This window comes from Vibrio coralliilyticus (assembly GCF_024449095.1).
Classification (GTDB): domain Bacteria; phylum Pseudomonadota; class Gammaproteobacteria; order Enterobacterales; family Vibrionaceae; genus Vibrio; species Vibrio coralliilyticus_A.
The window spans coordinates 313,781-340,534 of record NZ_CP024627.1; the positions used below are offsets into that span (position 1 = coordinate 313,781).

The following is a 26,754-nucleotide window of genomic DNA, read 5'->3' on the forward strand; positions in this document are numbered from 1 at the left end:
ACTCCGTTAACGTAGACAACCCCAAACAAGGAGGCGTTATGACGCCACAAGTTTTATTCCAGTCGTTATGGAATGACTATATTCAACGCTTATGTCCCTCTGCTGATAAAGTTCACCATCTGCTTCAGGAAAATGAGCCATTGATTAATGACCACATTGCGCTGCGTACATTTAATGTCGCACCTCTAGGTATTGAGACTCTGGCCAAACCGTTTATCGACGTTGGCTATAAGCCATGCGGTGATTACGAGTTCGAAAGTAAGAAGTTAGTGGCGAAGCACTTTGAGCATCCAGACCCGAAACAGCCAAAAGTTTTTATCAGTGAACTAAAAGTGAACGAGTGTTCTCCAGAGCTTCAGGCCATCGTTGCCAAGCTGGTTGAGCAATTGGACACCGATAAGCTAAAAGGTCATGAGTTCTTGTCTGGTGGGCGTCTATGGGATCTGAGTTTTTCTGATTATCAGCTGCTGGCAAAAGAGAGTGAATACGCTTCTTGGCTAGCGGCACACGGCTACGGTGCTAACCACTTTACGGTTAGTGTAAATCAGCTGGACGCTTTTGAAGAAGTGAAAGGTGTTAATGACCACCTACGTGAAGCTGGCTTTACGATCAATGAATCAGGCGGTGAAGTGAAAGGCTCGCCGGATGTGCTGCTTGAACAGTCTTCTACTATGGCAGATAAAGTACCAGTGACCTTCACTGAAGGTACTGAGATGGTTCCTGGTGGCTTCTATGAGTTTGCTAAGCGTTACCCAATGAGCAACGGTGAACTTTACCCTGGGTTTGTTGCCGCTTCTGCTGACAAGATTTTCGAAAGTACTAACGGTTAGTAGAAAGCCCTAAAGTACACTTCGCTTGAGAGAATTGAGCAGGTAGCCAGTCATGGAGTGTTCCTGCTCACTCGACAATGCTGATAGAGAATGAAACAGCCCCGATAGTCGGGGCTGTTTTGTTTATTCTTGTTCTTGCTTGGCCAGATGGGCATAAGGCGTACCCATCACCGTTGTTTGGCCGTTAGCCATGGAATCGTCGAATTTTATCGCGTCTTTAGCAAATAGGTTGATAACGGTCGAACCTAACTTGAAACGGCCCATTTCTTCGCCTTTCTTAAGAATCACGGCTTTGTCCCCTTCGCTTGGGTAATCCCATTTGTAGACCGTATTGCCGCGTGGTGGGGTAATCGTGCCAGCCCAGATCTGCTCTATACTACCGACGATCGTTGCACCCACCAGCACTTGAGCCATTGGACCAAATGCGGTATCGAAGACACACACCACACGCTCATTACGAGCAAACAGGTTTGGGACATTTTCAGCGGTCAGAGGGTTGACTGAAAACAGATCGCCCGGCACGTAGATCATCTGACGCAGTGTACCATCACATGGCATATGGACTCGGTGGTAGTCACGTGGTGACAGGTAAAGTGTTGCAAATTCACCGTCGGCGAACTCTTCTGCTAGCTCAGCGTCGCCACCCAGTAGCTCCTGCGCTGAAAAATCGTGACCTTTTGCTTGAATCAGCTTGCCGTCAGTAATTGGACCAAACTGACTGACGCATGCATCTGCAGGGTGGGTGATAATAGACTCGCCTTCAGTGATCGGGCGCGCGCCTTCTTTCAACTCACGAACAAAAAAGTCGTTGAAAGTTTTGAAGTGCTTGGGATCTGAGTGCTTAGCCTCGTCCATGTTGACATTGTATTGCTTGATGAACCAGCGAATGATAGCTGTGGTTAGGCCGCCAGCTTTTGCGGATGCCAGCTTACCGACGAGACGGGTTAAGCCGTGTTGAGGGATCCAGTATTGCAGTCCAACTTTTATCTTATCCATTGTCATTAATTCCAATGCTAACTGTATGTTTGCTTACTTTTGGGCGCGAGATACTACTTAAATTTGTTAACGAAGTCAGTATCTAGCACCGATGATTTGTGCAAGAAGCCGTTACAGATCGGCTTTTTTACTGCGTGAGTACTGACGGTTGGCTTTCACTTCCGCCATACTCTCGAGGATGCGATGATAGTTTTCGAAGCGTATTTCACTAATCTCGCCACTTTCAACGGCTTCGCGCAGCACGCAGCCAGGGTCATCATTATGCTTACAGTCTCGAAACTTACACCCACCTAAATAGCGGCGAAATTCAACGAATGCTTTGGTCACGTCTTCTGCGTCTAAGTGCCATAAACCAAATTCACGCACTCCGGGAGAATCAATCAAATCACCACCTGTCGGGATATGATACAGGCGCGAGGCGGTTGTGGTGTGTTGACCTAGCCCCGAGTTTTCAGAGACTTCACCTTCTTCGACATTAAATTCAGGCATAAGTGCGTTGACGAGGCTTGATTTACCCACACCTGACTGGCCGACAAAAATATTGGTGCGATCTTTGAGTTCAGCCTCCAGCGCAGCGATACCCTCGCCAGTTTGCTTACTCACAAACAGTACTTTGTAACCGATACGTTCGTATTCACTGAGCCACTCTTGATATAAGGCTCGCTGCTCATCTTCCAGCAAGTCAATTTTATTCAGTACGAGTAACGGAGAAATGTTGAGTGTTTCTGATGCGACCAAGTAGCGATCAATAATATTCAGTGACAGCTCAGGCAATACCGAAGAAACAATGATCATTTGATCGACGTTAGCCGCGACAGGCTTTAAACCATCGTAATAATCAGGACGAGTCAAAACGGAAGTACGTGGCTCAACAGCCTCGACAACACCATTGATGCCTTCCATAGACTCCAGTCCAGCGCGCCAAATCACCTTGTCGCCAGAAACTAAGGTCTCGATACCGCGGCGCAAATTGCAGCGCTGGACTTCGCCACTTTCGATATCTTCAATGTCGGCATGTTGGCCGAAACGTGTTATCACTAGACCTTTCTGGGCTGTACCCAACATGGACTCTTCCCATTGAACGGAATCTTCCTTGGTGAGTTTTCGCTTCTGGTTGCTCCTAACTCGTCTAACTTGACCTTTGGTTAGTTTTTTCTTCTTTGCCACAATTTGTCTACTTAACTTAATTCGCCTTGATGGATCCTAGGATAACTACCCTGAAGATCAGAATTTGGGTATAGTACCTCTTTTAGCATAAAACCAATAGGCAACGATTTATGTCCTTTAGCGATCAAAATTTGATTTGGATTGATCTCGAGATGACAGGTTTAGACCCGGAAACCCATAAAGTCATCGAAATCGCTACTATCGTCACGGATGGTGAGTTGAATATTTTAGCTGAAGGACCGGTACTTGCCATTCACCAATCAGAACAAGAGCTGGCCAAGATGGATGAGTGGTGTACGACCACACATACTGGCAGTGGCTTAGTCGAGCGTGTACGTGCTAGTGATGTAAATGAGCAGGAAGCGGTTCGTCAGACAATTGAATTCCTTGAGCAATGGGTGCCGAAGGGGATGTCCCCAATATGTGGTAACAGTGTTGGCCAAGATCGCCGCTTTTTGTATAAGCACATGCCTGAACTGGAAACGTATTTCCACTATCGCTATATCGATGTCAGTACACTGAAGGAGTTGACACGTCGTTGGAAGCCTGAGGTATTAGAGGGCTTTTCTAAGAAAGGAAGCCACTTAGCTTTGGATGACATTCGTGAGTCAATTTCTGAGTTAAAGTACTATCGCCAAACAATTTTTAACATCTAATATCAGCAACTCTTTATCAAAGATGATGATGGAAAAGCCAAGCTTAGATGGAAAAATATTCTAATCTGTGTGCTTTTTCATCAAACAGAAAAAAAACGCCTTTTTTTTGCTGGAAGGACTTGCATCACAAAAAAATGCTCTTATAATTCGCAGCCCTAAACGACGAAAACGTTGTTGATGCGACACTAGCTCAGTTGGTAGAGCGCAACCTTGCCAAGGTTGAGGTCACGAGTTCGAACCTCGTGTGTCGCTCCAAATTAAGAAGCTTTCATCATGCTTTGAATGATGATTACGGACGCGGGGTGGAGCAGCTTGGTAGCTCGTCGGGCTCATAACCCGAAGGTCGTCGGTTCAAATCCGGCCCCCGCAACCAAATTTTAAGGTGTTGTGATTCGCTAGCTCGTCGGGCTCAGCCATTCATAAAGCCTAGCGAAGGTTATCGATTCAAATCTAGCCTCCGCAACCAAGTGCGACACTAGCTCAGTTGGTAGAGCGCAACCTTGCCAAGGTTGAGGTCACGAGTTCGAACCTCGTGTGTCGCTCCAAAATTTATAGGCCTTCATCATGCCTTAAATGATGAATACGGACGCGGGGTGGAGCAGCTTGGTAGCTCGTCGGGCTCATAACCCGAAGGTCGTCGGTTCAAATCCGGCCCCCGCAACCAAATGCGACACTAGCTCAGTTGGTAGAGCGCAACCTTGCCAAGGTTGAGGTCACGAGTTCGAACCTCGTGTGTCGCTCCAAAATTTATAGGCCTTCTTCATGCCTTAAATGATGAATACGGACGCGGGGTGGAGCAGCTTGGTAGCTCGTCGGGCTCATAACCCGAAGGTCGTCGGTTCAAATCCGGCCCCCGCAACCAAATTTTAAGGTGTTGTGATTCACTAGCTCGTCGGGCTCAGCCATTCATAAAACCTGGCGAAGGTTATCGATTCAAATCTAGCCTCCGCAACCAAATGCGACACTAGCTCAGTTGGTAGAGCGCAACCTTGCCAAGGTTGAGGTCACGAGTTCGAACCTCGTGTGTCGCTCCAAATTAAAAAGCTTTCATCATGCTTTGAATGATGATTACGGACGCGGGGTGGAGCAGCTTGGTAGCTCGTCGGGCTCATAACCCGAAGGTCGTCGGTTCAAATCCGGCCCCCGCAACCAAATTTTAAGGTGTTGTGATTCGCTAGCTCGTCGGGCTCAGCCATTCATAAAACCTAGCGAAGGTTATCGATTCAAATCTAGCCTCCGCAACCAAATGCGACACTAGCTCAGTTGGTAGAGCGCAACCTTGCCAAGGTTGAGGTCACGAGTTCGAACCTCGTGTGTCGCTCCAAATTCTTCTCAGACCAAAAATGTCTGAATCGACCTCATTGGTCACCGCTCTTTATCTAATGCTGTGAAGCATAAACCAATCAAAAATCATATTAAGTCCTCCGAATAGGTGGGCATTTTTATGTCTAAAAATCAAATCAGTACGAGATGTGCTTATTTATATCTTGATGACAAGCCTCGGTGAGTCAGGGTTAGCTGTAAAGATTAACAGAGTTATCCACAAAATTTATATTGTGGATAAGTTGGTGGGTAACCTGATTATTTTCACAAATAAGTGTGGCTGAGAAATGATCTTTTGTTTTATGAAAGCTTCTTTCTAGTTGGATATTTTTTGTAAGTTACTGTATTTATTTAATATTATTAATATTCACTACAACTTATAGAGAATCTCATTCGATCATTAAGTGATTGTTTTTTGATCTTAGTCATTTATAGCTAATGTGATTAACTTCTTCAGCTGAAAGAAAACAAGCAATCGCCCTTTGTTTTTTCCACATTTTCATTTTTAGAGCTAAATCAAACTCTGCTGAAGAAAGTTAGGCAAAGTTTATGCATCTCTGGGAAGCCCTTTCTGTACAATTCGAATGAGCCTATTGAGCTTAGTCGAAGAGTTAGGAACCTGAGCAATTTGTTGCTCCAATGCCCAGCGAATATGTTCATCTAATAGGTCATTTAATCCTAAGCGTTGTTTGAGTGCCTCAATAATATTAGCTGAATATGGCGCATTGCCCATGGCGATCGATAAATTTCTTAGCCATTGAATATAACCGATTCTACGAATGGCTGAGCCTTGCATATTGTTGAGGAAGGTTTCTTCATCCCATTCAAATAGAGCTAGGAGGTCAGGTGAAGTTAGAGCTTGCCGACGATGGAAGTCTTCCTGCTCTGTGACATCAGAAAACCGATTCCATGGGCAAACCAACTGGCAATCGTCGCATCCGTAAATACGGTTGCCCATCGGCTTACGAAACTCTTCTGGGATTACACCATCGAACTCAATCGTCAGATAAGAAATACAACGACGAGCATCGACCACTCCATCCTCGATGATGGCCTGAGTGGGGCAAGAAGTCATGCAGGCGGTGCATTTACCACAGTCACCCTGATGAACGTCATCAACAGGCAAAGGCAGGTCAATCAGTAGTTCGCCAAGGAAGAACCATGAACCACAATCTTTATCTAGAATGAGAGAGTGTTTTCCCGTCCAGCCTAGGCCTGCTTTTTGAGCTAAGGGACGTTCAAGTATCGGCGCTGAATCGACAAAAGGGCGGTAGCCGAACTGGCCCACTTCCTGTTCTATTTTTTTGCCAAGTTTCTTTAACTGATTACGTACCAGCTTGTGGTAATCGCGACCCAGTGCATAGCGGCTAATATAAGCTTGGGTAGGATCTGCTAGATTGGCTGCAAACAAGGCTTCAGGGGGAAGGTAGTCCATACGAACACTAATGACGCGTATTGTTCCTGGTAACAGCTCAGCAGGTCGCGCACGCATCATACCGTGACGAGCCATCCAGTCCATTTCACCGTGGTGTCCAGCATCAAGCCACTTTTGTAACGCAGCTTCATGTTCACTCAGGTCAATATCGCAAATACCGGCCTTTTGGAAGCCAAGCTCTTTTGCCCAAACTTTGATCTTGTTTGCGAGCTCTTGGTAGTTCATTCTAATGACTCTGGTGAAATGGGGAGCGGATCTTAACGGATCTTTTTCGTTGAATCTAGACGCGAAAACGAAGAAGTCTTGGCAGAATTACAGGAATTTGGCTTTTACTTACACAACAGACCTTGTCTCTCAATTCCAACCCAGTTTACTATTCCTGTTCTTTTGATTTTTATATAGTCACCCACTAGAGATTGATCTTCATGACCACGAAACATTTTGCCCTTAAAGATGAACACGCAACGATTCAATTAGGGACAGTCTTGGCAAACCTATGCTCTCAACAAACGACCATCTATTTGCATGGTGATTTGGGTGCGGGTAAAACGACGTTCAGTCGCGGGTTTGTACGTGCACTGGGTCATCAGGGCAATGTAAAAAGTCCAACCTATACATTGGTAGAACCGTACCAGTTGGATCAATGGCAGGTGTATCACTTTGATCTGTATCGCTTAGCTGACCCAGAAGAACTCGAGTTTATGGGAATCCGAGATTACTTTACTCCTGATGCTATCTGCTTAGTTGAGTGGCCAGAGAAAGGCCAAGGTTTACTACCTTGTGCTGATTTAGATATTGAACTGCGCTATGACGGTGAAGCGCGTGTGGTCGATCTCACCGCCAATAATAGTTATGGTTCTAAATTACTTGAGCAGTTGGAGTTATGATAATCAGTAAATTTGTTCGAGCTGTCTCTGTTTCTCTTCTTTTCGTTCTGTTTCTTTTGCCCATACGCGTGTGGGCAAATGCTCTGGAAAGCATACGTGTTTGGCCTTCTCCAGATGAAACCCGTGTCGTAATCGACTTGGCTTCCGAAGCCGAATACAGCTATTTTACGCTTAGCAGCCCAGAACGTTTGGTTGTCGATCTACCGCGAACTTCGCTTAATACCAAATTGCCGATCAATGTGTCGGATAGCCCTGTATTGAAGAAAATACGTAAAAGTTCACCCCCACAAAAGGGCACTTATCGTTTGGTGTTTGAACTCAAGCGTAAAGTGGCACCGCGCTTATTTAAGTTAGCGCCCACTCCTGGTGGACAGTATGGTCATCGACTCGTGATTGATCTGCCGCATGGCACTTCCACTACCTCTTCCGCCAAGGTTTCGTCCAACTCTTCACCTCAAGTGAATAGAGATGCTTCCCAGTTATTAGGCACTGCGGACATTGTGGTCGCTATTGATGCTGGTCATGGTGGTGAAGATCCGGGCTCTATTGGCCCAAGTCGCAAGTATGAAAAGCACGCCACTTTGGCGATTTCTAAGAAAATTGCTGCTCAGATTAATGCTGTTCCAGGAATGAAGGCCGTTTTGACTCGTCGCGGGGATTATTTTGTCAATCTCAATAAACGCTCCGAGATTGCACGTGGCAATAAAGCGCACTTATTGGTATCAATTCATGCTGATGGTTTCCGTAGCCCTCAACCTCGTGGGGGATCTGTATTTGTTCTGAATACCCGCCGTGCGAATTCAGAAATTGCACGCTGGGTAGAAAATCATGAAGAACAGTCTCAGTTATTAGGCGGAGCGGGGGAAGTTCTTTCGAAAAACACCAGAGACAGAAATATCAGCCAGACATTGTTAGATTTGCAGTTTAGTCATTCACAAAAAGAAGGCTATAAACTGGCGACAAAGATCCTAAAACAGATGAGCCGTGCGGGGATAAGGCTACATAAAAAACAGCCAGTGAATGCAAGCCTCGCGGTGTTGAAGTCTCCCGATATTCCTTCAGTGCTTGTTGAAACCGGTTTTATTACGAACCCAACCGAAGAAAAACTGCTCTTCCAGCGTAGCCATCAAGATAAATTGGCCAGAGCGTTGACGAAAGCGATTGTCGAATACTTCGAAGCTAACCCTCCTGAGGGGACTTTGTTTGCGAACCGAGGGAAGACGATCAAGCATAAAGTGAAACGAGGTGAGTCCCTTTCTGTGATTGCTAAGAAGTACGGTACAACGACGAAGGCCATTATGCAGTCCAATAATCTGAAAAGCTCTGGTTTAGCGATTGGCCAGGTATTGACCATTCCTGGCTCCAAAGGCGCAGTGCCGGTACCTAAAGTGATGAACCCTGTGGAAACTAAGACCATCACACACGTGGTTCAGAGTGGGGAATATCTCGGTAAGATTGCTGAGCGATATAAAGTCTCAGTTGCCCATATTAAACGAGAAAATAAATTGCGCTCGGATACACTTAAACTTGGCCAAAAGCTACGCATTACAGTGAGTTTGAAAGATCAGCCGCTGCGCAAGCATAAGGTGAAGCGGGGTGAGTTCTTAGGCAAAATTGCCAGCCAATACGATGTCAGTGTTGGTGCGATCCGTAAGGCAAATAACTTGCGTTCAGACGAATTGGCGATAGGGCAAGTTTTGGTGATTCCGAATAAGTAGCTATTGGTATGACGATTAAGATTCTTCCAGCGCGGCTGGCTAACCAAATTGCGGCAGGGGAAGTGGTTGAGAGGCCGGCTTCTGTGGTCAAAGAGCTGGTTGAAAATAGTTTAGACTCTGGCGCGACCCGAATTGATGTTGATATCGAAAAAGGTGGTGCTAAGCTTATTCGTGTGCGTGATAACGGTAAAGGGATCATTAAAGATGAACTTGGTCTAGCACTGAGTCGTCACGCCACATCAAAGATCCACACTTTGGACGATCTGGAAGCGATCATGAGCCTAGGCTTTCGCGGTGAAGCGCTGGCCAGTATTAGTTCAGTTTCTCGTCTTACTCTGACTTCGCGTCCAGCGACACAAGATCAAGCTTGGTCTGCTTACAGCGAAGGCCGTGAGATGGCGGTCAAGTTGCAACCCACAGCACACCCTATTGGCACCTCTGTTGAAGTCTTGGATTTGTTTTTTAATACGCCGGCACGACGTAAATTTCTTCGCACAGAAAAGACTGAGTTCACTCATATCGATGAGCTGCTAAAGCGAATTGCCTTGAGTCGGTTTGATGTCACGATCAATTTGCGACACAACGGCAAGGTGATTAAACAGTACCGAGCGGCGAAGACTCAGCTCCAAGAAGAAAAACGCATTGCAGCTGTGTGTGGTAACCCGTTCGTGCGTAATATGTTGAAAATCGAACTCGAACATCAGGGGCTAAAGTTACATGGCTGGATCACAACACCTGAAGGTGCTCGTCAACAAAGTGATCTGCAGTATTGCTATGTGAATGGGCGGATGATGCGTGATAAATTGATCAATCACGCAATTCGTCAAAGCTATGAAAGCAGTCTACGGCCAGATCAGTTTGCGACTTATGTGTTATTTATTGAAATCGACCCACACCAAGTGGATGTCAATGTTCACCCAGCAAAACACGAGGTTCGTTTTCACCAAGCTCGCTTGGTTCACGATTTTATTTATCAGGCACTCAGTGACGCTCTAGTACAAAGTGCCCACATTGATAAACCTGAAATCAATGCATCCGCTTTCCACACGGAAAAGGATACGCACACACAGGCAGAAAGTTCAGCACCTGCTGACTCTGTCAGCCATGATGTGCCTGAGGCTGTCTATCAAGCAATAGAGAAAGTTCCGGCTTATCCTGGGCAGCAAGACTATCAAGAAAAACGTCAGGCTCAACAGGTGAGAGAATCGATTCCAAGAGGTGACTGGGTTGAATCACGCTCGTCCTCTAAGCCTAAGGTTGCATCCGAAGAAAGATACGGAGAACCTGCGCCAAGCAAGCAGGAAGTCAAAGCATATAAGGAGTTATTAACAACTCCTCATCTCCCTCAAACCAGTCCAAGCATCGAATTGGGTGCGGAGGTTGCTCGTTCATGTTTAACATCCGAGCAGGTTTCTCAATCCATTGAGGCGCTGGGCAAAGCGATTTGTGTGACTCAAGGACAATATGTGCTGATGGGAGATAAACAGGGGGCGAGATTAGTTTCACTGGCGAAAGCGGAATGGTTGCGTATTAAAGGGCAGTTATCGACCATTGGCGGTGGACTAAAAAGCCAGCCTCTGTTGGTCCCTTTGTCATTGAAGCTCAGCACAGTGCAGATTGAAGCCGCTCAGATTCACCAAGAAGCATTACTCCAGTTTGGTATCGAGCTGAAAAGTCGTCATGCATCTGCGTTGATGGTGATGGGGGTACCTCAACCACTTCGTCAGCAAAACTTGCAACAATTGATACCAGATCTGTTATCTTACGCCGCTTTGACGTCAGAGAGTGGGCAGAAATTGCAGCTCTCTGATTGGCTAACGAACCACGTCACACAGGTAAAAAACGACTACACTTTGTCGGAGGCGATACAAGTCATCGCTGAGATAGAGCAGTTGTGGCAAGGTAACCTCCCTTTGGATGACCGCAGCTTTGTGTACCCTGTTGATTTTTCTGCAACGATTGCAGCGATGAAGTTATGAATAATGAACTACCTTTGGCTCTTTTTTTAATGGGGCCAACCGCCTCTGGCAAAACCGACCTAGCTATCCGCTTGCGGAGAAAATATCCAGTAGAGATTATTTCTGTTGATTCTGCTTTGATTTACAAAGGGATGGATATAGGCACCGCGAAGCCAGATGAACAAGAGCAAGCACAGGCTCCACATCGACTGATTGATATTCTTGACCCAAGTGAAGCATACTCGGCAGCCGACTTTCGTCGTGATGCATTAAATGAAATGCATCACATTGTTGAGCAAGGAAAAATTCCATTGCTGGTAGGGGGCACCATGCTCTACTACAAAGCACTACTGGAAGGTTTATCACCTCTTCCGGCTGCAAACTCTGAAATACGCCAGCAAATTGAGCAGGAAGCATTGACTCATGGCTGGGACGTACTGCACGATCAACTCAAAGAGATCGATCCTGTTTCCGCTGAACGAATCCACCGAAATGATCCACAAAGATTGTCTAGGGCATTGGAAGTTTATCGAATTTCAGGTAAAACTCTTACTGAACTAACTCAAACGAAAGGTGAAAGCCTGCCGTTTAGAGTGAAACAGTTCGCGATAGCTCCCAAGGAAAGGGCAGAACTCCACCGCCGAATTGAGTTGAGATTCGACAAAATGATAGAAGCAGGGTTTGAACAGGAGATGCGAGGGCTGTACGCCCGAGACGATCTTCACGCTGATCTTCCTTCTATTCGTTGTGTCGGTTATCGGCAAATGTGGGACTATTTGGATGGGAATTGCACACTTGAAGATGCCATTTTTAAAGGTATCTGTGCGACCCGCCAGTTGGCCAAGCGACAAATCACCTGGTTGCGCAGCTGGGATGATTTAACTTGGTTAGATAGCGAAAACATAGAACAGGCTCTAGAAACCGTATCAAATGCCATAGCGTCTGAAGGTTTTAGCCGTGTATAATGTGATCGCTTTTGCGTGAATGTGCTCTGTAAAGGATCTGTTACTTGAAATTTGCTAGCAAAGCCGTCATAACAGGTAACGACAGGGTGTTTTTTATTCGTTTAGCTCAGATGCAAAGGCGCACCTAGTTTTTTCAGTGCACCACTAGCTAAATAACTAGAACAAAATTACAAAATAAGGAAAATAAAATGGCTAAGGGGCAATCTCTTCAAGACCCATTCTTAAATGCATTACGTCGTGAACGTATCCCAGTATCAATCTACCTAGTAAATGGAATTAAACTTCAAGGTCAGATTGAATCTTTCGATCAATTTGTGATCTTGCTGAAAAATACAGTAAATCAGATGGTATATAAACATGCTATCTCGACAGTTGTTCCTGCTCGTCCAGTAAGCCACCACAGCGGTGAGCGTCCTCAGGGCGGCGAGCGTCAGCAAGAGAAATCAGAAGATTAATTCTCTGAAAAAGAAAATTAGTATTATTTTAAGGAGTTGATTGCTTGTTTGACCGTTATGAAGCCGGTGAGCGAGCCGTACTTGTTCATATCAACTTCACGCAAGAAGGGGAGTGGGAAGATCTCAGTGAATTTGAAATGCTGGTATCTTCGGCTGGAGTCTCATCGTTACAAGTTGTAACCGGCAGTCGCCAGTCACCACACCCTAAATACTATGTCGGAGAGGGTAAAGCTCAGGAAATTGCCCAAGCGGTGCAACTTGCTGGCGCTGATATAGTGATATTCAATCACGCCCTCTCTCCTGCCCAAGAACGTAACCTAGAATCGTTGTGTAAATGTCGAGTGCTTGATCGCACCGGTCTTATCTTAGATATTTTTGCCCAACGCGCCCGAACACATGAAGGTAAATTACAAGTTGAGCTTGCTCAACTTCGTCATATTTCTACTCGACTTATTCGTGGTTGGACGCACCTTGAACGACAAAAAGGTGGTATTGGTTTACGTGGTCCAGGTGAAACTCAGCTAGAAACTGACCGACGTTTATTGCGTGATCGTATAAAGGCTATTTTGCGACGCTTGGAAAAGGTGGCGAAACAGCGTGAACAAGGTCGCCGAGCCAGAAATCGAGCGGAAATCCCAACGATTTCTCTGGTTGGTTATACCAACGCGGGTAAATCCACCATGTTTAACCGCATTACTGAAGCGGGCGTATATGCAGCTGACCAGCTGTTTGCCACTTTGGATCCAACGTTGAGAAAGATTGAGCTTGCGGATGTGGGTACAGCCATTTTAGCTGACACGGTTGGATTCATCCGACATTTACCCCATGATCTGGTTGCTGCTTTCAAAGCAACCCTGCAAGAAACGCAGGAAGCTGACATTTTGTTACATGTTGTCGATGCCAGTGATGAGCGTTTTCGTGAGAATATTCAGGCTGTTCATGAAGTGCTTGAAGAGATTGATGCCCATGAGGTGCCGGCTCTTCTAGTGATGAACAAAATTGACAATCTCGAAGATCAGAAACCTCGTATTGAAAGGGACGAAGAAGGCATTCCTCGTGCCGTTTGGGTTTCGGCAATGGAAGGCATTGGTATTGAACTGCTATTTGAAGCCCTGACTGAGCGTTTAGCCAGTCAAATGGTTCAGTATCAATTGCGAATTCCGCCACAACATCAGGGGCGTATTCGTAGTACATTCTTCCAAATGAAATGTATTCAACGAGAAGAGTATGATCAGGATGGTAACTTGTTGATTGATGTTCGCATGCAGCAAGTGGATTGGTCTAGACTTGAAAAAAGAGAAGGGGCAGTTTTACGTGACTTTATAGTTACTTAAATGACTGCTACAGTATAACGTCATATCAAATGATGGAGCTTTCTAATGGCGTGGAATGAGCCTGGTAATAACAACGGCAACAATGGCCGCGATAACGACCCTTGGGGGAGTAATAATCGTGGTAACAAAGGTGGCCGTGATCAAGGACCGCCAGACTTAGACGAAGTATTTAATAAACTGAGTCAGAAACTGGGTGGAAAGTTTGGTGGTGGAAAAGGAGGCAAAGGATCTTCTATCGGTGGTGGCGGCGGTGCACTAGGTTTTGGTGTCATTGCAGTAATCGCGATAGCAATCTGGTTCTTCGCTGGCTTTTACACCATCGGTGAAGCTGAGCGTGGTGTCGTTCTACGACTGGGTAAATACGATCGCATCGTCGATCCTGGTCTGAACTGGCGTCCTCGCTTCATTGATGAAGTAACCCCTGTTAACGTACAGGCAATTCGCTCGCTACGTTCATCTGGTCTTATGTTGACGAAAGATGAAAATGTTGTGACCGTTGCTATGGATGTTCAGTACCGTGTTGCTGACCCGTATAAATACCTATTCCGCGTGACCAACGCTGATGACAGCTTACGCCAAGCGACCGACTCTGCGCTTCGAGCAGTGATTGGTGACTCTCTGATGGATAGCATTTTGACCAGTGGTCGTTTGTCGATTCGTCAAAACACGCAGACAACACTCGAAGATATTGTCGCTAGCTATGATATGGGTATCGAAGTGGTCGCAGTTAACTTTGAAGATGCTCGTCCACCGGAAGAGGTTAAAGCTGCTTTCGATGATGCCACGGCATCTCGAGAAGACGCACAGCGATTTAAGCGTGAAGCGGAAGCATATCAAAACGATATTATCCCTAAAGCGAAAGGTCGTGCAGAGCGACTTCTAAAAGAAGCGCAGGGTTATAGTGAGCGAGTCACGAATGCCGCCTTAGGTGAAGTCGCTCAGTTCGAAAAACTGCTACCAGAATATCAAGCAGCTCCTGAGGTTACCCGTAATCGTCTGTACTTAGATACTATGGAGCAAGTCTACTCCAATACTTCTAAAGTCCTGATTGACTCAGAGTCGAGTGGTAACCTTCTATACTTGCCGATCGATAAGCTGGCAGGTCAAGAAGGTAAAGCACAAACTAATCGTAAATCGAAATCTTCTTCGTATGATCAAATCGAACTGGAGCCTCAACGCACAGAGACAACCTCAGATTCACAATCTCGTTCAACGGGTTCACGTCAAGGGAGATATTAAGAATGCGTAAGTTAATGATCCCTGTACTAGTCGTCGCACTGGTTTTGATGCTGATGTCGCTATTTGTCATCCCTGAAGGTGAGCGCGGTATCGTCATTCGCTTCGGTCGTGTGTTGAAAGACAACAATGAGATTGCACGAATTTATGAACCGGGCTTACATTTCAAGATGCCATTGTTTGATCGTGTAAGAACATTAGATGCACGTATCCAAACTATGGATGGCCGTTCGGATCGTTTCGTTACGTCCGAGAAAAAAGACGTAATCATTGATTCCTACGTGAAATGGCGTATCGAAGATTTCGGTCAGTATTATCTTGCAACCGGTGGCGGTAATTCATCAACGGCACAAGCTCTTTTGAGTCGTAAAGTGACCGATGTACTTCGTTCTGAAATTGGTTCGCGTGAAATTAAGCAGATTGTTTCTGGCCCGCGCAATGATGATGTCTTACCGGATAGTGCTGATAGTGAAGTTGTAACGACTAAAGCAGCAAAAGAGGCCTTAGAAGTTGATGGTGAGCGCGATATCATTATGAAAAATGTACTGAATGATACGCGTAAAGATGCCATGGAAGACTTAGGTATTCATGTCTTCGACTTCCGCATGAAGAAAATTAACCTTCCGGACAGCATTAGTAAGTCAATATACGATCGTATGAGAGCTGAACGTGAGTCGGTTGCAAGGCAATTCCGTTCTCAAGGTCGTGAGCAAGCTGAAATTATTCGCGCTCAAGCTGAACTTGAAGTGGCGACCATTTTGGCTGAAGCAGACAAAACAGCTCGTGTGACACGAGGTGCGGCGGATGCAGAAGCTGCGAAGGTTTATTCTGAAGCGTATAACAAAGCTCCTGAGTTTTACAGTTTCCTACGTTCACTAAAAGCGTACGAAGAATCATTCAGTGAGAAGAGTGATATTTTGGTGTTAGATCCTAAGAGTGAGTTCTTCCAGTACATGAACAACTCAGCGGGCGCTCCGGCAAAATAAGATCAAATTTACAAATAGCAAAGGCTCCTTCACGGAGCCTTTCTTTTTTCGAGGGAATCATGATGTCAAACTCACTTTGGATGGCGCTTGGTCTGGTGTTAATTGTTGAAGGAATCGGGCCTTTAATTGCCCCGAATGGTTGGCGAAACATGGTTGCGCAATTGAGTGAACAGCCGAACAATCAATTGAGGCGTATTGGTGGGTGTCTAGTGGTTGCAGGCGCTGTTATTGCTTACGTGTTCAGTTAGTAATGAGGTGGTGGAGTTTCTTCGGATGGATCGGCCATATTTGAAGTGTCCATATTCTTGACTTTACCCACTACGTACTTCATCTGATCTTGCATTTTTGTGATCAGCAACTGTTGTTGGCTCAATGCATCGTTAAGTGAATCAATGGTTTGTTCTTGAAACGCCAATTGGCACTCCATGTCATTGATACGGTTTTCTAGTTCTGCTACACGCTTTTCGGTCATGATTAGTCGTCCACATTCCAAGCTTGGGCTATTCCTGCGGATGTGCCCGATATTACTCGATTCTGGTTGTCAAAGGCTGCATCATACACCACTGCGCGTGGAGGGCGAGTATCTTTTAACGGCTCAGCTTCAAATCCATCGACACGTTTGCCCGTATTGGTTTCCCAGACCATAATTCGGCTTGAAGGTGTTCCTGTCACTAAGTATTGGCCATCATCTGAAAAGCGGGCTGTAGAAAAGATCAATTGACGCGAAAAGCTTCGCAGCTGCGATAATTTCTCCCCAGTACGTAGGTTCCAAATAATTGCTTGGTTTCCACCATCGGACGTAAAGGCATAAAGACCATCTCTTTGTAAGGCAACGCGATTAATTCGTTGCTCGTGTTCGAAGCTTTTGAGAATCTGACCTGTACGGGTATCCCATAAGTAGGCGGTGTAATCATTGCCACCAGATAACGCAAAACGACCATTGGGTGAAAGTGCCACGGAATTGACTTTTTCATTGTGGGCAAGGAACTCTAGTCGTCTTCCGGTGACTAAGTTGACGTAAATGGCTTTGCCATTCGATAAACCAAGCAGTACTTGTTCGCCGTTACTAGCAATATCAACGTCACGAATCAGTCCGTCAGATATCGACCATAGCCCTTGAGCTTGGGTCCAAGCCAAGTCCCAAACAGCAAAGTTTATTTGTGTTGCGGTGACGGCAAATCGGCCATTATCTGAGATACGGATTCGAGAAACGGTACTCGCTTGAGGATCTTGTTCACCTAATGAGGCAAGCTGCTGGCTTTCATAGAGATCCCACAGTACTAGTTGATGCTCTTTGGAGTACAATAGGGCAAAGCGGGCATCTCGGCTTAAGGCGAAGCTAGTTGTTCCTAGGGGCTCTATAACCCAACGTTGATCATCTTGCGTGGAGAAAAAGCAACCATTTAACGTTGTGATGACAAACGTAAGTAATAGAGTATGAAAAATAGTTCGCATTAAATACAAAGATCCGCTTTAGTTAACGTTTAATTAAAACGCATATTGGTTATAGTGGTACAACATGCTTATAAGCACCAGTCGAAATTAAAGATTTGTGCGCAAAGACAAATGGTTAGCCATTAATTGGAGAATTCAATGAAATCTATTTTTAAGGTGTCACTGCTTGCAGCAACAGTAATGTTGGCGGTTGGCTGTCAGAAAGAAGAAGAAGCTAAAACAGAGGCTGCACCAGCAGCAGAACAAGTGCAAGCAGAAGCCGGTAAAACGGTTCACTTTAAAACCGACGATGAAAAAGCGGCTTACGCAATTGGCGTATCATTCGCAAACTATCTAAACACTAGTCTAGATAAGCCAAACGAGATTGGTATCAATCTAGATAAAGACCTTGTACTGAAAGGCATTGAACATGTGTTTGCGGGTAGCCCTGAGCTAAATGAAGAAGAAACACGCGCAGCCCTTGAATCGCTAGATAAGCGTGTTGCTGAAACAATGCAAAAGCAAGCGGCAGAAAAAGCAGCTGAAGCGAAGAAAGCAGGCGATGACTTCCGTGCTGACTTTGAAAAGCAAGAAGGCGTGAAGAAGACAGAATCTGGCCTACTGTATCAAGTCATGACTCCTGCCGAAGGCGACCAGCCTAAAGATACTGATACTGTACAAGTCCATTATAAAGGCACTTTAATCGACGGTACTCAGTTTGATAGTTCATACGACCGTGGTGAACCTGCGACTTTCCCACTGAATCGTGTGATTTCAGGTTGGACGGAAGGTGTGCAGCTGATGCCTGTTGGCTCTAAATTCAAGTTCGTTATTCCGCCAGAGCTAGCATATGGTGAGCAAGACACGCCTAGTATTCCTGCTAACTCGACACTGGTCTTCGAAGTTGAATTACTGAAAATCGATAACGGTGAAGGTGAGCAAGCGGTTCAATAAGCCACTTCCCTCTGAAATAAACCCAAAGGTCTGATGAAAATCAGGCCTTTTTTCATTTTTTGGCGCTGTATCGCGTGAATAGTTTGTTCTAAATCACTAGATGGTGGCATTGCTAGATGTTCAATTCAAAATTTCTGATAAACTTACACCAATTTGTTGATTTTTCGCTCGAAGGCTTAAAAAGTGACAACTACAGACACAGTTAACACGGATATGTTGCTCGAAATGGAATCTGTCAATGTGATGCCATTTAGCGAGCACGATAAAATTATTCTCAGATCGTATGAAGCCGTTGTGGACGGTATCGCCAGTCTTATTGGCCCTTTTTGTGAAATCGTTCTGCATTCTTTGGAAGATCTCAATACGTCAGCCATTAAAATTGCCAATGGTGAAAATACGGGCCGTCAGGTTGGCTCACCCATCACTGATCTAGCGTTGAAAATGCTGCGAGATATCGAAGGCTCTGAGCGTAATTTCTCCCGCTCATATTTTACTCGTGCGAAAGGTGGCGTGTTGATGAAGTCGATTACGGTTGCGATCCGTAATGGTGAGAACCGAGTGATCGGCCTGCTATGTATCAACGTTAATCTTGACGCGCCTTTTTCTCAGGTACTGCAATCTTTCATGCCAACAGAAGAAGCTAAGCAAGCGGCATCGTCAGTGAATTTTGCCAGCGATGTCGAAGAACTGGTTGATCAGACGGTTGAACGCACAATTGAAGAGATCAATGCGGATAAGTCAGTATCAAACAATACCAAAAATCGTCAGATTGTGATGGAGCTGTACGACAAAGGGATTTTTGATATTAAAGATGCAATAAACCGTGTCGCAGATCGTTTAAATATCTCTAAGCACACCGTCTATCTTTATATTCGTCAGCGTAAAACTGAGGACGACGAAAGTTGAGTGCATTGAGCTATACCTTAGTCGTCAATGGGCCGGTATATGGTAGTCAGTCGGCTAGAACGGCTTATCAATTTGCACGCAGCCTGATTACTAAAGGGCATCAATTGGTCAGTGTATTCTTTTACCAAGATGGCGTGACCAATGGCACAGCACTCAGCGTCCCTGCTAATGATGAGTTTGATTTGGTGAAGGCGTGGCAAGCTCTAGCTACAGAGCATAATGTGCGGTTAGAAACGTGTGTGGCGGCAGCGCTGCGCCGTGGGATTGTCAGTCAGGATGAATCCAATCAGCACAACTTAATCCAAAGTAATTTGGCCGATGGCTTCCATCAAGCGGGCTTAGGTAGTTTGGCGGAAGCCATGCTGACACAAGATAGGGTTGTACAGTTTTGAGTCAGTTAACCTACTTATTTCGTAGCGCTCCGCATGGAAGTGCATCTGGACGTGAAGGTGTTGATGCTTTATTAGCCGCATCCGCATATTGTGAAGATATTAGCGTACTGTTTATAGGGGATGGTGTTTATCAGTTGATTGCCGGTCAGCAAACCAGTGACATCCTGAGTAAAGATTATTCACCTATGTTGAAGCTGTTCGATCTTTACGATATAGAGCAAGTGTATGTATGCGCGCAATCTCTGGCTGAGCGTGGTCTGGCGCAAGCGGATTTGATTATTGATGCTCAATTGCTCGACGACGATGAGCTCAAAACGCAGATACATAGTGCGAGAAAAATACTTTCATTCTAGAGGTCTTATGTTACACATCGTCAAATCCGTAGCGGCTGTAGAAGAGGTGAGAAAAGTATCTAAAGAGAGCGACACCTTACTGTTTATTGAAAATGCCGTTTATGCACTCAACCCTCAACACAGGTCATACCCCATGGTAAAAGGCTTCAATATCGCAGCACTTCGCAGTGATTTAGAAGCGCGTGGCATCCTTAATCGCGTCAGCCCTTCAGTTGAGGTTATCGGCTATGATGGGTTTGTTGATCTTACTGTGGCACAGGAAACTTCTCTGACTTGGGATTAGCCTTATCCTCTTTTCAATCGGTGTGGAAGAACATTTACGGTATGAAGGTTTGAGTTGAACAAAAAAGATCCGTATATTTCTTGACACACCTCTCACTGCTGCATAGAATTTTGCGTCCCTAATTGCCATTGGTGATTAGGGATAGATTTTTCACAAAGCTTACTTTCAAGTAAATCAGGAGCTAGTTAATGGCAACTATTAACCAGTTGGTACGTAAGCCTCGTGCAAAGCAAGTTGTTAAAAGCAACGTGCCTGCACTAGAAGCGTGTCCACAAAAACGTGGTGTATGTACTCGTGTTTACACTACTACACCTAAAAAACCTAACTCAGCACTTCGTAAAGTATGTCGTGTTCGTCTAACGAACGGCTTCGAAGTGACTTCGTACATCGGTGGTGAAGGTCACAACCTTCAAGAGCACTCAGTTGTTCTAATCCGTGGCGGTCGTGTAAAAGACCTTCCGGGTGTACGTTACCACACAGTTCGCGGCGCACTAGACTGTGCTGGCGTTAACGACCGTAAACAAGGTCGTTCTAAGTACGGTGTTAAGCGTCCAAAATCTTAATGGTATCCGTTAAGTAAGGCCAAACACTAAATTATTTTTAATTTTTGAAGAAACTGAAAAGTTTTGGATAACCTGAAGAAGACAACGGAGAAAATCCATGCCACGTCGTCGCGTCATCGGTCAGCGTAAGATCCTTCCAGATCCAAAGTTCAAATCTGAACTGCTGGCAAAATTCGTTAACATCCTTATGGTTGACGGTAAAAAATCTACTGCAGAGAAAATTGTTTACACTGCACTAGATGCAATGGCTGAGAAATCTGGTAAAGATCACTTAGCTGTATTTGAAGAAGCTCTTGAAAATGTTCGCCCTGCGGTAGAGGTTAAATCTCGTCGCGTGGGTGGTTCAACTTACCAAGTACCTGTAGAAGTACGTCCGGTTCGCCGTAACGCACTTGCTATGCGTTGGGTAGTTGAAGCTGCGCGTAAGCGTGGTGAAAAATCTATGGCTCAACGCCTAGCTGCTGAAATGCTAGATGCGTCTGAGAACAAAGGTACTGCTGTTAAGAAACGTGAAGACGTTCACCGTATGGCAGAAGCGAACAAAGCATTCGCTCATTACCGCTGGTAATACCTTTCAGTGCCGCGAGAACCCTCGCGGCGCAACTCTAGTTCCTATGCGTAAGCTTAGGAACTATTGCTATATCTAGGGCACGTGAAAATTGCCATGAGCAGGCTAAGATGCAACTAGAAATAGCAATAGTCCCTAATTCAAGAGGATTCAATCGTGGCTCGTAAAACACCTATTGAGCGTTACCGCAATATTGGTATCGTCGCTCACGTAGACGCAGGTAAAACAACCACAAGTGAACGCATTCTTTTCTACACTGGTCTTTCTCATAAAATCGGTGAGGTTCACGACGGTGCTGCTACCATGGACTGGATGGAGCAAGAGCAAGAGCGTGGTATCACGATCACCTCTGCGGCTACGACCACTTTCTGGCGTGGTATGGAAGCTCAATTCCAGGACCACCGCATCAACATTATCGATACTCCTGGACACGTAGATTTCACTATCGAAGTAGAGCGTTCACTACGCGTACTTGATGGTGCAGTTGTAGTGTTCTGTGGTTCATCGGGTGTTGAACCTCAATCTGAAACTGTATGGCGTCAAGCTGACAAATACCACGTTCCTCGCATGGTATTTGTTAACAAGATGGACCGTGCAGGTGCTGACTTCCTACGCGTTGTTGATCAAATCAAAAACCGTCTTGGTGCAAACCCTGTTCCTATCCAACTTAATGTTGGTGCGGAAGAAGACTTCAAGGGTGTGATTGACCTAATCAAGATGAAGATGATCAACTGGAGTGAAGCTGACCAAGGTACAACTTTCACTTACGAAGATATTCCAGCGGACATGCTTGAGCTTGCTGAAGAGTGGCACAACAACCTAGTTGAGTCAGCGGCAGAAGCTAGCGAAGAGCTAATGGATAAGTATCTTGAAGAAGGCGAACTAACGGAAGCTGAAATCAAGCAAGCATTACGTACTCGTACACTAAACAATGAAATCGTACTGGCCACTTGTGGTAGTGCGTTTAAGAACAAAGGTGTTCAAGCAGTACTCGATGCAGTAGTCGAATTCTTACCATCGCCAATTGACGTTCCAGCGATCAAAGGTGTTGATGACAACGACAACGAAGTTGAGCGTCATGCAGACGACAACGAACCGTTCTCAGCTCTCGCATTCAAAATCGCGACGGACCCGTTTGTAGGTACGCTAACCTTTATGCGTGTTTACTCTGGTGTGGTCAACTCTGGCGATGCGGTTTACAACTCTGTTAAACAGAAAAAAGAACGCTTTGGTCGTATCGTACAGATGCACTCAAACAAGCGTGATGAAATTAAAGAAGTTCGCGCAGGTGATATTGCAGCGGCAATTGGCCTGAAAGACGTGACAACAGGTGACACACTGTGTGACCAGAACCACAAGGTGATTCTGGAGCGCATGGAGTTCCCTGACCCAGTAATTCAGATCGCGGTAGAGCCTCGCTCTGTTGCCGATCAAGAAAAGATGGCTATTGCGCTAGGTAAACTAGCCGCAGAAGATCCGTCTTTCCGCGTAGAAACGGATGACGAAACAGGTCAGACACTGATCTCTGGTATGGGTGAGCTTCACCTAGATATCATCGTTGACCGTATGAAACGTGAATTCAGCGTTGACTGTAATGTTGGTAAACCTCAGGTTGCTTACCGAGAGACGATTCGTGGTAACGCGGAAGTTGAAGGTAAATTTGTACGTCAATCTGGTGGTCGTGGTCAGTATGGTCACGTATGGATCAAACTGGAGCCATCTGAACCTGGTGAAGGTTTTGTCTTTGTTGACGAAATTGTGGGTGGTGTTGTTCCTAAGGAATACATCAGTTCGGTAGCGAAAGGTATCGAAGAGCAAATGAACAGTGGTGTTCTAGCGGGTTACCCAGTTCTAGACATTAAAGCAACACTGTTTGATGGTTCTTACCACGATGTTGACTCTAACGAGATGGCGTTTAAGATCGCTGGCTCGATGGCATTCAAGAAGGGTTCATTAGAAGCACAGCCTGTACTTCTTGAGCCAATGATGAATGTTGAAGTAACTACGCCTGAAGATTGGATGGGGGACGTTGTTGGTGATCTAAACCGCCGTCGCGGCATGATCGAAGGTATGGACGATGGTGTGGCTGGTATTAAGATCATCCGCGCTCAAGTGCCACTATCTGAGATGTTTGGTTACGCAACTGATCTACGTTCTGCAACTCAAGGCCGTGCGTCTTATTCTATGGAGTTTAACGAGTACGCTGAAGTACCGAAAAACTTTGCAGATAAAATCATTGCAGACCGTGGTTACTAATAAATCGTATTAACCTTTAAAAATAGCAAGACTTTTTTAAAGATCAATACGTCCAAATATTGCGCTGACGGACGTTGGCGCATAAAATAGCAAATTCTGGCGCGTCGTGATCAATAATGTTCGCGGCGAATCATAACTAGGAAGGAACACGATCGTGTCTAAAGAAAAATTTGAACGTACTAAACCGCACGTTAACGTTGGTACTATCGGCCACGTTGACCACGGTAAAACAACTCTAACTGCTGCAATCTGTACAACTCTTGCTAAAGTGTACGGCGGTGAAGCGAAAGACTTCGCATCAATCGATAACGCTCCAGAAGAGCGTGAGCGCGGTATCACAATCGCAACTTCTCACGTTGAGTACGACACTCCAACTCGTCACTACGCACACGTAGACTGCCCAGGACACGCTGACTATGTTAAAAACATGATCACTGGTGCTGCGCAAATGGACGGTGGTATCCTAGTTGTTGCTGCGACTGATGGCCCAATGCCACAAACTCGTGAGCACATCCTACTAGGCCGTCAGGTTGGTATCCCATACATCATCGTATTCATGAACAAATGTGACATGGTTGACGATGAAGAGCTTCTAGAGCTAGTAGAAATGGAAGTTCGTGAACTTCTATCTGAGTACGATTTCCCAGGTGATGACCTACCAGTTATCCAAGGTTCTGCACTAGGTGCCCTAAACGGCGAAGAGCAGTGGGAAGCGAAAATCGTTGAACTAGCAGAAGCACTAGACAGCTACATCCCAGAGCCAGAGCGTGCAATCGATCAGCCATTCCTAATGCCGATCGAAGACGTATTCTCAATCCAAGGTCGTGGTACAGTAGTAACTGGTCGTATCGAGCGTGGTATCCTAACAGTAGGTGACGAAGTAGAAATCGTAGGTATTAAAGAGACTACAACAACTACTTGTACTGGTGTTGAGATGTTCCGTAAGCTTCTAGACGAAGGTCGTGCGGGTGAGAACGTTGGTGCACTTCTACGTGGTACTAAGCGTGACGAAGTAGAGCGTGGTCAAGTACTAGCGGCTCCTAAGTCAATCAACCCACACACTAAGTTTGAGTCAGAAGTATACGTACTTTCTAAAGACGAAGGCGGCCGTCATACTCCGTTCTTCAAAGGCTACCGTCCACAGTTCTACTTCCGTACAACTGACGTAACTGGTAACATCGAGCTACCAGAAGGCGTAGAAATGGTAATGCCAGGCGATAACATCAAGATGACTGTAGAGCTAATCGCACCAATCGCAATGGACGAAGGTCTTCGTTTCGCGATCCGTGAAGGTGGCCGTACAGTAGGTGCTGGTGTTGTTGCTAAGATCTTCGACTAATTCTTAGGAATTAATTGAAATCTTGCACTTTTCTTCATTTATGAAGAAAGCGCATCTAGAAAAAGAGAAGCTTCGGCTTCTCTTTTTTGATTTTTGGTTATAAAAAAAATTGTCCGATAACTTCACTTACTCACCAATTCCTCTTTTCTTTATCCTTTAAAACAAACAGTTATCAAAACTGATTTCATTACTATTTTTGTGGTTAAATGCGTAAGTGTTTAGAGCCGCTTCTTTGCCATTTTTGATATAACAAATCAGTCTTAATATCTCCAAAATCGTAACTGGTAATAAGAACAATTATTGTTTATATTTTTCTCCTAGGTTGTATTACGGGTTTTCATTTATGTACGTTTGTTTGTGTCATGGAATTTCTGATAAGAAAATCAAAAAGTTAGCTTTAGAAGAAGGCATCACTGATATCAGAGGCATAAAGAAATGTACCGCGCTTGGTAGCCAATGTGGCAAATGTGTCAAGATGGCGAAGGAAATCCTTAATGAAACAGGTGTAGTACAGTACCAAAAAGCGAGTTGAAACCGTCTCGTGGCTTTTTGACACCTTCTCAATTGGTTCTACAGTTTAATTGGAGCCAAAGAGGAGGTTTTTGTCATGAAAGGCGATCCAATCATTATTCAACATCTCAATAAAATCCTTGGCAATGAACTAGTTGCCATTAATCAATATTTCCTTCATGCACGAATGTATAAAGACTGGGGCTTAAAGCATCTAGCGGATAAGGAATATCACGAATCCATTGATGAAATGAAACATGCGGATCATTTAATTGAACGTATTTTGTTTCTTGAAGGCGTCCCTAACTTGCAAGATCTAGGCAAGCTCATGATCGGCGAAGATACCAAAGAGATGCTGGAGTGCGACCTTAAGTTAGAAATGGCTGCGATACCTGATTTAAAAGCTGCCATCGCTTACGCAGAAGACACACACGATTATGTATCCAGAGATCTGTTTCAAGATATATTGGAAGATGAAGAAGAACACGTAGACTGGCTTGAAACGCAACTTGGTTTAATTGACATGACAGGTATCCAAAATTACTTGCAGGCTCAATATGTTGATGAAGATGGTGACTAGTCAGAATTAGAACAACTCTGGGCAGCGTGCGATACGCTGCTCTATTCCTACCAGCTTACCACCACTTGTATCACATTTTTCTTGCTTAAATTGCATTCATTCTGTACTATTCGTGCTCCTTAAAACTCGGTCAATTATCTTTAGTTCCTTGCTTCCTCTGGACGACCGGGCCAATTGTGGAAGCTGAATAATCCGTAAGGAGCAACCAATGCGTCATTACGAAATCGTATTCATGGTGCACCCTGATCAAAGCGAGCAAGTTGCTGGCATGATCGAGCGTTACACTGGTTCTATCACTGAAGCTGGCGGTACTATCCACCGTCTAGAAGACTGGGGTCGTCGTCAACTGGCTTACCCAATCAACAAGCTTCACAAAGCTCACTACGTTCTAATGAACGTTGAAGCTGACCAAGCTGTAATCGATGAGCTAGAAACTGCTTTCCGTTTCAACGATGCAGTTCTACGTAACATGATCATGCGTACTAAAGCGGCTATCACTGAGCAATCTATCATGCTTAAGCAGAAAGAAGAGCGTGCTCCTCGTCGCGAAGAGCGTGCTGAAGCTAAGCCAGAAGCAGCTGCTGAGTAATTACTACTCAGAATTAGTACTCAGTCTAGATAACTCACGGGTTTACTCGAATGTGTTTATTTAGGCAGACAACTTTTTTAA

General features: G+C 45.2%; 28 protein-coding genes and 9 tRNA genes. 32 read left to right on the plus strand and 5 right to left on the minus strand.

Annotated elements, in window-relative coordinates; genetic code table 11:
- Positions 1–38 precede the first annotated feature (38 nt).
- Positions 39–830 (plus strand): DUF1338 domain-containing protein, encoded by a 792-nt coding sequence (locus CTT30_RS01395; RefSeq protein ID WP_239876767.1) that lies wholly within the window; start codon positions 39–41, stop codon positions 828–830.
- A gap of 123 nt (positions 831–953) precedes the next feature.
- Here the strand turns inward: CTT30_RS01395 and asd are convergent, their stop codons facing one another.
- Together asd and rsgA are read right to left on the minus strand one after the other, a co-directional pair.
- On the minus strand, positions 954–1,826 hold the full coding sequence (gene asd / locus CTT30_RS01400) for an archaetidylserine decarboxylase (protein WP_252035861.1): 873 nt from the start codon (positions 1,824–1,826) through the stop codon (positions 954–956).
- Between the two features lie 111 nt (positions 1,827–1,937).
- Entirely contained in the window at positions 1,938–2,993 is a 1,056-nt protein-coding gene (rsgA, locus tag CTT30_RS01405; protein WP_252035862.1) for a small ribosomal subunit biogenesis GTPase RsgA, read from the minus strand.
- A 110-nt stretch (positions 2,994–3,103) separates the two neighbouring features.
- Here rsgA and orn point away from each other — a divergent pair, with 110 nt between their 5' ends.
- From orn to CTT30_RS01455, 10 genes are all read left to right on the plus strand, one after another.
- Positions 3,104–3,649 (plus strand): oligoribonuclease, encoded by a 546-nt coding sequence (gene orn, locus CTT30_RS01410; RefSeq protein WP_239876764.1) that lies wholly within the window; start codon positions 3,104–3,106, stop codon positions 3,647–3,649.
- 179 nt (positions 3,650–3,828) lie between these two features.
- Positions 3,829–3,904: transfer RNA gene (locus tag CTT30_RS01415), tRNA-Gly, on the plus strand.
- A gap of 41 nt (positions 3,905–3,945) precedes the next feature.
- Positions 3,946–4,022, plus strand: a tRNA-Met gene (locus CTT30_RS01420).
- A 96-nt stretch (positions 4,023–4,118) separates the two neighbouring features.
- Positions 4,119–4,194, plus strand: a tRNA-Gly gene (locus CTT30_RS01425).
- Between the two features lie 42 nt (positions 4,195–4,236).
- Positions 4,237–4,313: transfer RNA gene (locus CTT30_RS01430), tRNA-Met, on the plus strand.
- Between the two features lie 3 nt (positions 4,314–4,316).
- Positions 4,317–4,392 (plus strand) — tRNA-Gly (locus CTT30_RS01435).
- A 42-nt stretch (positions 4,393–4,434) separates the two neighbouring features.
- Positions 4,435–4,511: transfer RNA gene (locus CTT30_RS01440), tRNA-Met, on the plus strand.
- Between the two features lie 96 nt (positions 4,512–4,607).
- Positions 4,608–4,683: transfer RNA gene (locus CTT30_RS01445), tRNA-Gly, on the plus strand.
- A 41-nt stretch (positions 4,684–4,724) separates the two neighbouring features.
- Positions 4,725–4,801 (plus strand) — tRNA-Met (locus tag CTT30_RS01450).
- Positions 4,802–4,897: 96 nt separating this feature from the next.
- A tRNA-Gly gene (locus CTT30_RS01455) sits at positions 4,898–4,973 on the plus strand.
- A 546-nt stretch (positions 4,974–5,519) separates the two neighbouring features.
- Here the strand turns inward: CTT30_RS01455 and queG are convergent.
- On the minus strand, positions 5,520–6,632 hold the full coding sequence (gene queG / locus CTT30_RS01460; protein ID WP_239876763.1) for a tRNA epoxyqueuosine(34) reductase QueG: 1,113 nt from the start codon (positions 6,630–6,632) through the stop codon (positions 5,520–5,522).
- A gap of 200 nt (positions 6,633–6,832) precedes the next feature.
- Between queG and tsaE the strand changes: the two genes are divergently transcribed.
- From tsaE to CTT30_RS01505, 9 genes are all read left to right on the plus strand, one after another.
- Entirely contained in the window at positions 6,833–7,294 is a 462-nt protein-coding gene (gene tsaE, locus CTT30_RS01465) for a tRNA (adenosine(37)-N6)-threonylcarbamoyltransferase complex ATPase subunit type 1 TsaE (RefSeq protein ID WP_239838065.1), read from the plus strand.
- Complete coding sequence (locus CTT30_RS01470; protein ID WP_252035863.1) at positions 7,291–9,012, plus strand: LysM peptidoglycan-binding domain-containing protein; 1,722 nt, start codon at positions 7,291–7,293, stop codon at positions 9,010–9,012. Before tsaE ends, CTT30_RS01470 begins: the two co-directional genes overlap by 4 nt.
- An 8-nt stretch (positions 9,013–9,020) precedes the next feature.
- Positions 9,021–10,991 carry a DNA mismatch repair endonuclease MutL gene (mutL, locus tag CTT30_RS01475; protein ID WP_252035864.1) on the plus strand — a complete coding sequence of 657 codons (1,971 nt, stop codon included), beginning with the start codon at positions 9,021–9,023 and terminating at the stop codon, positions 10,989–10,991.
- Positions 10,988–11,935, plus strand: a complete 948-nt coding sequence (gene miaA, locus CTT30_RS01480; RefSeq protein WP_239866834.1) for a tRNA (adenosine(37)-N6)-dimethylallyltransferase MiaA — start codon at positions 10,988–10,990, stop codon at positions 11,933–11,935. The genes mutL and miaA overlap by 4 nt, the downstream gene beginning before the upstream one ends.
- A gap of 188 nt (positions 11,936–12,123) precedes the next feature.
- Complete coding sequence (gene hfq, locus CTT30_RS01485) at positions 12,124–12,390, plus strand: RNA chaperone Hfq (protein WP_006957051.1); 267 nt, start codon at positions 12,124–12,126, stop codon at positions 12,388–12,390.
- A 44-nt stretch (positions 12,391–12,434) separates the two neighbouring features.
- On the plus strand, positions 12,435–13,724 hold the full coding sequence (gene hflX / locus CTT30_RS01490) for a ribosome rescue GTPase HflX (RefSeq protein WP_239866832.1): 1,290 nt from the start codon (positions 12,435–12,437) through the stop codon (positions 13,722–13,724).
- Between the two features lie 45 nt (positions 13,725–13,769).
- Entirely contained in the window at positions 13,770–14,963 is a 1,194-nt protein-coding gene (gene hflK, locus CTT30_RS01495; protein WP_239838070.1) for an FtsH protease activity modulator HflK, read from the plus strand.
- 2 nt (positions 14,964–14,965) lie between these two features.
- Positions 14,966–15,946: a protease modulator HflC gene (gene hflC, locus CTT30_RS01500; RefSeq protein ID WP_239838071.1), complete on the plus strand. Its 981-nt coding sequence runs from the start codon at positions 14,966–14,968 to the stop codon at positions 15,944–15,946.
- A gap of 62 nt (positions 15,947–16,008) precedes the next feature.
- Entirely contained in the window at positions 16,009–16,194 is a 186-nt protein-coding gene (locus tag CTT30_RS01505; RefSeq protein WP_239876759.1) for a DUF2065 domain-containing protein, read from the plus strand.
- On the opposite strand, the gene CTT30_RS01510 is transcribed toward CTT30_RS01505, so the two are convergent.
- A complete protein-coding gene (locus CTT30_RS01510) occupies positions 16,191–16,418 on the minus strand; it encodes a SlyX family protein (RefSeq protein WP_239838072.1) in 228 nt (75 codons plus the stop codon). The two genes, CTT30_RS01505 and CTT30_RS01510, sit on opposite strands and share 4 nt — an antisense overlap.
- A 2-nt stretch (positions 16,419–16,420) precedes the next feature.
- Positions 16,421–17,401: a WD40 repeat domain-containing protein gene (locus CTT30_RS01515; protein ID WP_239838073.1), complete on the minus strand. Its 981-nt coding sequence runs from the start codon at positions 17,399–17,401 to the stop codon at positions 16,421–16,423.
- Positions 17,402–17,539: 138 nt separating this feature from the next.
- Here CTT30_RS01515 and fkpA point away from each other — a divergent pair, with 138 nt between their 5' ends.
- The 12 genes from fkpA to rpsF all read left to right on the plus strand — a co-directional run bounded on the left by fkpA (position 17,540) and on the right by rpsF (position 26,673).
- Entirely contained in the window at positions 17,540–18,334 is a 795-nt protein-coding gene (gene fkpA, locus CTT30_RS01520) for an FKBP-type peptidyl-prolyl cis-trans isomerase (RefSeq protein WP_252035865.1), read from the plus strand.
- A 183-nt stretch (positions 18,335–18,517) separates the two neighbouring features.
- Positions 18,518–19,240 carry a helix-turn-helix transcriptional regulator gene (locus tag CTT30_RS01525; protein ID WP_019275011.1) on the plus strand — a complete coding sequence of 241 codons (723 nt, stop codon included), beginning with the start codon at positions 18,518–18,520 and terminating at the stop codon, positions 19,238–19,240.
- The gene (gene tusD / locus CTT30_RS01530; RefSeq protein WP_239876757.1) at positions 19,237–19,632 is read left to right on the plus strand and encodes a sulfurtransferase complex subunit TusD; all 396 of its coding nucleotides are present in this window, start codon (positions 19,237–19,239) and stop codon (positions 19,630–19,632) included. The genes CTT30_RS01525 and tusD overlap by 4 nt, the downstream gene beginning before the upstream one ends.
- Positions 19,629–19,985: a sulfurtransferase complex subunit TusC gene (gene tusC, locus CTT30_RS01535; RefSeq protein WP_239866824.1), complete on the plus strand. Its 357-nt coding sequence runs from the start codon at positions 19,629–19,631 to the stop codon at positions 19,983–19,985. Before tusD ends, tusC begins: the two co-directional genes overlap by 4 nt.
- A gap of 7 nt (positions 19,986–19,992) precedes the next feature.
- Positions 19,993–20,268: a sulfurtransferase complex subunit TusB gene (tusB, locus tag CTT30_RS01540; RefSeq protein ID WP_239866821.1), complete on the plus strand. Its 276-nt coding sequence runs from the start codon at positions 19,993–19,995 to the stop codon at positions 20,266–20,268.
- Between the two features lie 188 nt (positions 20,269–20,456).
- Positions 20,457–20,831, plus strand: coding sequence for a 30S ribosomal protein S12 (gene rpsL, locus CTT30_RS01545; RefSeq protein ID WP_004399892.1), 375 nt, complete (start codon positions 20,457–20,459; stop codon positions 20,829–20,831).
- A 97-nt stretch (positions 20,832–20,928) separates the two neighbouring features.
- Positions 20,929–21,399, plus strand: a complete 471-nt coding sequence (gene rpsG, locus CTT30_RS01550) for a 30S ribosomal protein S7 (protein ID WP_006957063.1) — start codon at positions 20,929–20,931, stop codon at positions 21,397–21,399.
- Between the two features lie 156 nt (positions 21,400–21,555).
- On the plus strand, positions 21,556–23,655 hold the full coding sequence (gene fusA / locus CTT30_RS01555) for an elongation factor G (RefSeq protein WP_006957064.1): 2,100 nt from the start codon (positions 21,556–21,558) through the stop codon (positions 23,653–23,655).
- 154 nt (positions 23,656–23,809) lie between these two features.
- Positions 23,810–24,994: an elongation factor Tu gene (gene tuf, locus CTT30_RS01560; protein ID WP_252035866.1), complete on the plus strand. Its 1,185-nt coding sequence runs from the start codon at positions 23,810–23,812 to the stop codon at positions 24,992–24,994.
- A 343-nt stretch (positions 24,995–25,337) separates the two neighbouring features.
- On the plus strand, positions 25,338–25,526 hold the full coding sequence (locus tag CTT30_RS01565; RefSeq protein ID WP_239835075.1) for a (2Fe-2S)-binding protein: 189 nt from the start codon (positions 25,338–25,340) through the stop codon (positions 25,524–25,526).
- 75 nt (positions 25,527–25,601) lie between these two features.
- Complete coding sequence (gene bfr, locus CTT30_RS01570; RefSeq protein ID WP_239871423.1) at positions 25,602–26,084, plus strand: bacterioferritin; 483 nt, start codon at positions 25,602–25,604, stop codon at positions 26,082–26,084.
- 208 nt (positions 26,085–26,292) lie between these two features.
- Entirely contained in the window at positions 26,293–26,673 is a 381-nt protein-coding gene (gene rpsF / locus CTT30_RS01575; protein ID WP_004747103.1) for a 30S ribosomal protein S6, read from the plus strand.
- Positions 26,674–26,754: the final 81 nt, after the last annotated feature.